This is a genomic window from Bacteroides sp. 41_26 (genome assembly GCF_949740115.1).
Classification (GTDB): domain Bacteria; phylum Bacteroidota; class Bacteroidia; order Bacteroidales; family Bacteroidaceae; genus Bacteroides; species Bacteroides nordii.
Genome location: NZ_CATJGZ010000089.1, coordinates 96,475 through 104,100, shown reverse-complemented (window position 1 = coordinate 104,100; position 7,626 = coordinate 96,475). Strand labels below are relative to the sequence as shown.

Here is a 7,626-nt window from a genome sequence, read left to right as displayed (position 1 = left end):
CTACAGTCTTTTAATTTGCGTTCATCTGTGTTAATCCGCGTTTCATCAGATAAATACTACTCTGTGGAACTCTGTGTTACTCTGTGGTGAAATACACTCAAAACCGTACAGTAACGAAGATTATGGGTATATCTTTTCGGTAGCGGAAGTGTCCCTAAACGACATCGTCACCGTTGCCCGGTGTCGTACTTTGTTTTTCTCAGAAAGGAACGTTCCTTTTCCCGGTGAGCAGTATTGTTTTACATGTACATGTTTCACTGCTCCACATGTACATGTCGTACTGTCCCACATGTACATGTCGTACTGCTTTACATGTACATCTAAAACAACGTTGCCCACCGAGGCATCATACGTTCCTCTATGAGACAGAGCTTTATTGATACCGGAAAAAGAAACTGATGGTAATGACAAACACCATTTTGCACAAAATAGATTCTAATGAACTAAACTCACCATAGAATCACAGAATTTCACAGAGTTTCAATTAACCATCGCTTGGCGCACCTCCCTGTGCGGGAAGCACCTCTTTTTTTAAGATAATCTTACTATTGTATTGTCCTGCTATCTGCTTGCGAAATTCAAGAAAATCTTTATAAGATTCTTTAGGGTAAACGCCTTTGTGCATTAATAAACGGTGTACAATATATATTACCTTACCCTTCACCTGTAAAGAAGAGCTAAAGGTGCCGAATTTGTTTTTCGCTTTATAGCTTTTGGGAAGAGATTCTATGGCATATCCTTCCGGTATCTGCAAAAGAATACTGTCTGTATCCAGATAACCGTAGTTGATATGAACGTCCTGAATACGTTGTTTGAGTTCGGGCGTGGTGAAACCCTTACGAAAGATATTGGCAGGAATAAATAGTCGGTTGCCTGTCTTATTTCCATATTGCTCGGTATCCACCACGTATTGCAGATCAATCTGGGGGATTGCATCTTTTTTCTCGGTTATCTGTACATCACTTATGTTTGCCTGTACCAGATTGATATTAGAGCGCAAATGATCTTTTTGTCGGGCGGGGTCAAGTCGGGTAATGCCTATCATGCTTTCATATTGGAAAAGACAGGAGGTTTCACAAGCCTTTACTTTGGCCCCTCCGGTGGGGGTAAGCGTGATTCGGGCAATTGTTGTTTGTGTATTAAGTGAATCGGGATAGGAGGGTAACCGGTAAAGTTTACCTCCGTCCGGTGTAACGAGGAGAGCATCGTGTCCGGCAATGTCACTGTGTATATATCCAAAAGGTAATTGCGGATTGGTACACTCCAGCCAAAGCGTATCTCCGGGGAGTGGAACTTGCAGGATGACATGGTTCATCTGATTGGCACTGGAAAAGTCGGGCAGTAACCGTTCATTATCCGTGCTGATGGCAGTATATACAGAAGAGATTCCCAGCTCATTTAGCATAGCACGGGTGTAGTTGGATAATCCTTTGCAGTCGCCGAAACCTGCACGGCAGACATCAGCTGCTGCAATGGGCTGCAATCCTCCGATACCTAACTGGATACTCACATAGCGCGTTGTGGTAGCCAGGTAGTTATAGATGGCTTGTACCTTTTCGCGGGGAGTTGTACAATGGACTGTTAATTCGTGCAGTTTTGTTTTTATAGGTTCGGCCAGTTGGTCACGTCCCGTAAGTAAGCCGTTTTGCCATGCACCGTATGATTGCCAGGTACTCATATCTCCTTGTGTGCCATCAAAGGTAAATTGCCCTGGCGAAAAATAAATCCGGGGGATACGCTCGGATAGTGATGCACCGAATGGTTCATATTCGAGGGCGGCTATCGGTCCCATAGATACCTCTGTGAGGGTGTTTCCATCCGGCATTGTTTTTTGTGTAACATTTGCCTGAGTATTGATTGTCCGGTAACGGGTAATCATATTTTGAGGAGTCCGGAGGCTATATACAGCCTTCACTACCGATTGATTGTACATTTTTTGAGGAACAAAATTCGGATAGGCTATTAGCCCATCTTTGCATTTCACTTCCCATTCATATTTTATCGTAAGCGGATAGCGTGGGAGGTTACACTCGTAATAATAGGTATAGTCATCACTGGTTAGCCCCGAAGAGTATTCGGTCATTTGTAAATCCGATTTCTTAATTTTACGGATGACCTTACCGGTCGGGTCTGTAATCTCTCCGGAGAATTTTCGCAGAGAACGAAACTTGTCACACATGCAGAAGAAGTGTGCAGCATCCCGTCCCTTTTCATTAAGAATGGTGATAGTATAACTTTCTTTTTGCAGAGCACTTGTAGCCGATTCGCAGATGATCTCTGTGGAGGCATTTTGTACAACGGAGTAGGCGTCACGAGTAATGTCTACCTGCGCCCGCATGGCAAATGGTACAAGCAAGAGTAACAGAATACTACTGTATAATTTGTTTCTTGTCATGATCGCTTTACAATTTTTTTAGTACTACTGTTTCATTATTCTTTTCTGCTATTACTTTCCAGAAGTGATGTAGCCCGGGATACTCCGTTGGTAGATAAAGCAATTTGTTGGAATTGAAGATGTAATTGATTATTAGCTTATTGCCTTGTACGGCAATATTGTAACGACACATGCCTTGGCCGTCTTCTGTTTTTACCTGTAGTGCCTCCGGCAGTTCATCTACTACATATCCTTCGGGTATGGTCAGATTAACGGACAATGTGATTTGTTCTGCATGGGGATATTCCACAGGAAGCTTTCGTTCGGTTTGAGTGAAGGGATTCTTTTCTGTGTGCAGAAATACAAGCGGATTCAAATAAATGAAGTTATCGTTAACGGTAGCCTGTTTTTCAAATATGATAGTCTCTTTGACCTGCGGAGAGAATTTGTTGATACCTTGTGCATTGAATACACTTATTTTCACGTCTTCTTTCGATGCCAGTCCGTTTACAAATTCGGTACTGTCTTTGGCTGTCTGATATTTTTTTCTGAAGGCAGAGGCATATTGTCCCATATAGCTTGTGTTACGGCTACCGTATATTTTGCCATCCGGACTGATTACTGCACTTACCATGGAGCGTAATTGATTTTTACAGGTTTGACTCAAATCGACCCATCTGCTTTGGCGGCCTCCTATTATTGCCCGTGCCCGGTTTACCATTAGCACGGGAGGGAGTACATTCAGGTAGCCATTGGTTACTGAACCATCCAGATAGACAAGTGTACTGTCTGTGTTGGCTATACCTACAATGAAGGTGTTCAGTTTCTGTATGGTAGGGTGTGCATAAGGAAGTATTCCCATGCTGCGACGGCTCATAACTATCGGGAAAGAGGGAATACCCGCATCCTTGAGCATGCTCATTAGGATGAAGTTGATTTCGGCATTGTTGCCTATACCTTCTTTTACTGTTTTTTTACTTTTACCTCCATAAAGTGCATATTCTTCATTCCAGGATATTTTCTTCTTCAATAAAGTATAAATAGCAGCTATTTTATCTTCGTTACTTTTTAAGTTATCTAAGTTTAAGGCAGCCATTTCTTCCCGATATGGATTCTGTATTTTAAGTTGTCCGCCAAATTCACTGTCATTCAGTAATGCTTCATCTATGTTCTCCCAGGTTTGGGTAAATGATTTATAGAGTGCTCCCGGAAAATCAAGCCCACTCAGTTCAAGATTGACCTGTGTACCGTAATCTTTTACGCACCAGACGTAATTATCATCATGCAGGCCCGGTAGCTTGTTACCTTTGAAACACAAATGCCGGCCGTTACATTGAAATACTTGTCCTCCGATAACGAGATTGACGCCAACTGTTTCGTCCTCGGTTTGCAGTCGCTCTGTTCCGTGCATGTCCAAATTAAATTTGAAATATTCGGGCACGGTGATATCATATTCTGTATAATGAACAGGAATAGACTGTTGGGCACTCCAGTTATTTATATGGAAATAGAAGTCAGATAATATCTTATATCTGTATTCAATGACGGTTCCCGGTTTTACGTTAGGAACAGAGAATTTGACTTGCATGTATTTGTCATTGAGCCGTTCTTTGAAGATGAATTCCCGTTTCATCTTCGTACGTACTGTTTTACCTTCCTCTATATTATAGGCGAAGGCATCTATCTGACTTACTATCTCTTTCATGGAACTTCCTTTCTTATCTTCATAATAAGGTATAACAACATCGGCAAAAGAGGTTCCCTCTGGTTTGAGTACTTTGATTTTAGTTTCATAAATGTAGTTGATCCGGAAGTCATTGTTGACAACATCATAGAAAACATTCGTCTTCTTGCAGAGTACTACAGCTGCGGCCGTGGTGTCCGGTTCATAAACTGTCATTTTGAGTTCTTCATCCGATGGTTTTCCGAATTTCGTATTAACCTCTGGGATCGTTGTCTCTTGTCCACAAATACCGCTTGTTATGAAACAGGCGATAACAATGAATAGTGTGCGCTTCATTTCTTATATGTTTTAAAGTTTTTTGAGTACAATGAGTGCATTGTTTTTTTCGGCAGTGGCGGCCCACAATGCTTGTAAGTTAGGATATTCTGCCGGTTCGAAGTGAAGCTGTTTCACTATGAACATATATTTCAGTCGGATAACTTTCTCCTCTTTCTCTACATAATAATGACAACTGACCCCTTTTTTCTCGGTGATATATATCTGGCTTTTGGGAATCTCTTCTATTTGATATCCTTCAGGTAATATGAGGGTGTTTGTTATGGTGTACATATAGGTTTGAGGCAGATCTATGGGCATTACTCTATCTGCCTGTATAAAAGGATTTTTGCTGATGTGCGTAAATAACATCGGATTGATATACAAATATTCTCCGTTGGTATTGTCTGCTTTTCGGGTGAACTCTATAGTTTCGTAAACAGAGGAATTGGTTGCATTAATCTCTTTTTGTGTATAATTTATTATGTGGCAATCATTTTGGGTTTCATGTTTTCTGATGAAATCTATACTATCTTTAGCTTGTCTGTACTGATTGATACGGTCGAATGCAAAATGACCTGTACGTTTAATTTCTTGTGTTCCTTTGAGCAGATGTTCGGGTGTCAATGTCGCACGAATCGTCATGTTAATTGTATTATTAGGGATCCGGGTGAGGTCTACCCACTTTTCTTGGTCACTTAATCTGTTAATGATACGGGCTTTTTCTACGGTTAATTTTTCGGGCAATACATTTGGGAAAGCTTCCGGCATAGAACAGTCAAGATAGATATTCTTTTGCTTGTCAGTATGTATAGCCACTACAAAAGTGTTTAGTTTTTGTAGGGATGGATAATGAATGGGAAGTCTTCCCGTATTACGCATACGTAATACTACGGGCCATGCTTCAATGCCACAATCACGCAACATATTTATAAAGATAAAATTAAGGTCGGCATTACTTCCTGTTCCTTTTTTTATCGTTTTTTTAAGATCGGGGCTATAGAGTTTGTACTCTCCGTTCCATGTCATTTTCTGTTTTAGTAATTTGAAGATGGCTTCTACTCTCTTTTCAAATGGCATATCTGTTAGTTGTAATGCCGCCATTTCATCACGGTAAGGATTAAATAGGAAAAGCTGCTGGCCGAAATCTTCAAAATCTTCTTTCAGTAAGAAGTTATCAATATCTTCCCAGGTTTGAGTATACGACTTATAATTTTCGCCTTGTTTCACTCCTTGCAGATCAAAAGAAACACTTACCTTGTGGTCATTGCTACACCATATATATTCTTCGTCATTGGGTAATGCCGGAAGATGGTGTGCAGTAAAGGTGAGTTCGCGTGCGTGTACCGAGAGAGTTTTTTTGACTTGTCCCAATCCTCCTAAAGTAGTATGTTCTATTGTGTATCCACCATCTTTCTCTTTTACTTTTATCCGGTCTCTGCCTTGCATTTCGATGTTGAAGATAAAGATATTGGGTATCAGGATACTGTATTCACTGTATATTGTAGGAATTTCTGTTTGCATCACCCAGTCTTCCAGTTGAAGATAATAATCGGATGCCTGTTTATAACGATATTCAATAACGGTTCCTTCTTTTACGGCAGGTATGGAAAACTTGAGTTGCATATACCGTTCATTGATGCGCTCTCGTACGATAAAGTTGTTTTTAGTGGTTGTCTTTACTCGTTTACCATTTTCCAGATTGTAGGCATAGGCCTCCAGATCATAGATATTATCTCTGTTCTCTGATGTTTGTTCCGGTGCGTAATAGGGGATATTGATGTCGGCATATTGTTTGCCTTCTGACTTTAGTATCTTTATTTTCACACTACGTTGTGTGATAAGTACGAATTCATTATTAGTATATCTGTAATTGCTTTTCCCTATATCATATAATACAATGGCTGTTGCTGTGGTATCGGGTTCGTAAACAGTCATTTTTAGTTCATTATCCGATGGTTTTCCAAATTTCAAGGTCGGCTCTATCGTATGTCCGGAAATGTGCAAATTGAAGAAGAATACCAGAAATTGTATAGTTAGTGTGTATTTCATAATTATTTGTGTTTTTGTTAATATTACAAATATATGTAAAAAGACATAATAACGGTTCTTTTCAGTATTTTTTTTGTAAAAAAGGAGTAAAAAGCAAAGGGATTGCTCATTTTTTGAGCAATCCCTTTGCATGAATGTAGAGTTCGGTTATTATTATTTACACCAGGTGGCCGATCCATTCTTCGCGGTCACCCGGGAGAAGATCAATTACGGGAATTTCAATCATCGTGTAGCATCCCGGTTGTTGACGCATAGAAGCGCGGGCAACACAAACCAGAACCTGTGCTGTCAGGGCAGGGTTATTGATGCGCATATTGAATTCAAATAACTGATTTTGTGTTTTACCGGATACACCTTTACGGGTCAGGTTTACGCCATGCCCCATGTCAAGAAGTGCGTCGACGTTAGGTACTTGTTGTACGTGAGTTTCGTCGTTTACAAAATAAGCGTCAGATTTGATTGCAGCAGCCACTTCATCAAATTTGTAGCCATCTTTCAGCTCGATGTATACCATACGGCGATGGATTCCGGTTCCGGTAGGAATAGTCATTGAAAGGGCGGCTTTTACTCCGTCAATAGCTTTTACTGCTACGGTATGTCCCATACTCATGCCCGGACCAAAGTTTGTGTAAGTGATACCTTTGGGAGCAATAGCTTCCAGCATAGTACGTACAATGGAGTCGCTACCCGGATCCCAACCTGCTGAGATGACAGATACAGCTCCGTGCTCTTTTGCAGAAACGCTGAGCTCACGGCGGAGCGCAGTAATACCTGTGTGAATATCGAAACTATCTACTGTATTGATTCCTAATGCCAGAATTTCTTTGGCGTATGTTTCTACACTGCGGGTAGGGGTACAAAGGATAGCTACATCTACTCCCTGCAGTTCTTTTATATCTTTTACTACGGCGTAATCGTTTAGTTCGGTTGGCTTGTTCTCAGCTCCTGCGCGGCGAACTACACCTGCTATTTCAAAGTCCGGGGCTGCCTGGAGGGCTTCCAGTACATAACGGCCAATATTACCATAACCAACAATGGCTGCTCTTACTTTTTTCATTCTTTTATGGGTTTCGTTTAACATATTTCTTTCTTTATGCTGCAAAAATAATCATTTTTTCTGTTTCTACCGGTGAAATGGTTGTTAAAGTTAGTTTTTGTTACTCAAGGTTAGTGAAGCACAATATTTGTCGTGCGCGTGCGT

General features: G+C 40.8%; 4 protein-coding genes. All 4 read right to left on the bottom strand.

Translation table 11 applies throughout. The features are described from left to right. Positions 1-484: 484 nt before the first annotated feature. The 4 genes from QX565_RS13905 to QX565_RS13890 all read right to left on the bottom strand — a co-directional run bounded on the left by QX565_RS13905 (position 485) and on the right by QX565_RS13890 (position 7,482). Complete coding sequence (locus QX565_RS13905) at positions 485-2,395, bottom strand: DUF3858 domain-containing protein (RefSeq protein ID WP_289293110.1); 1,911 nt, start codon at positions 2,393-2,395, stop codon at positions 485-487. A gap of 7 nt (positions 2,396-2,402) precedes the next feature. Continuing rightward, on the bottom strand, positions 2,403-4,394 hold the full coding sequence (locus tag QX565_RS13900) for a DUF3858 domain-containing protein (protein ID WP_289293108.1): 1,992 nt from the start codon (positions 4,392-4,394) through the stop codon (positions 2,403-2,405). A 12-nt stretch (positions 4,395-4,406) separates the two neighbouring features. Next, entirely contained in the window at positions 4,407-6,425 is a 2,019-nt protein-coding gene (locus QX565_RS13895) for a DUF3858 domain-containing protein (RefSeq protein WP_289293107.1), read from the bottom strand. Positions 6,426-6,582: 157 nt separating this feature from the next. Then, positions 6,583-7,482 (bottom strand): diaminopimelate dehydrogenase, encoded by a 900-nt coding sequence (locus QX565_RS13890; RefSeq protein WP_289293105.1) that lies wholly within the window; start codon positions 7,480-7,482, stop codon positions 6,583-6,585. Positions 7,483-7,626: the final 144 nt, after the last annotated feature.

Bases quoted from the DNA above. Each gene is read 5' to 3' on its own strand.
- QX565_RS13895 (WP_289293107.1), bottom strand. From the start codon at position 6,425: ATGAAATACACACTAACTATACAATTTCTGGTATTCTTCTTCAATTTG.
- QX565_RS13900 (WP_289293108.1), bottom strand. From the start codon at position 4,394: ATGAAGCGCACACTATTCATTGTTATCGCCTGTTTCATAACAAGCGGT.
- QX565_RS13905 (WP_289293110.1), bottom strand. From the start codon at position 2,395: ATGACAAGAAACAAATTATACAGTAGTATTCTGTTACTCTTGCTTGTA.
- QX565_RS13890 (WP_289293105.1), bottom strand. From the start codon at position 7,482: ATGAAAAAAGTAAGAGCAGCCATTGTTGGTTATGGTAATATTGGCCGT.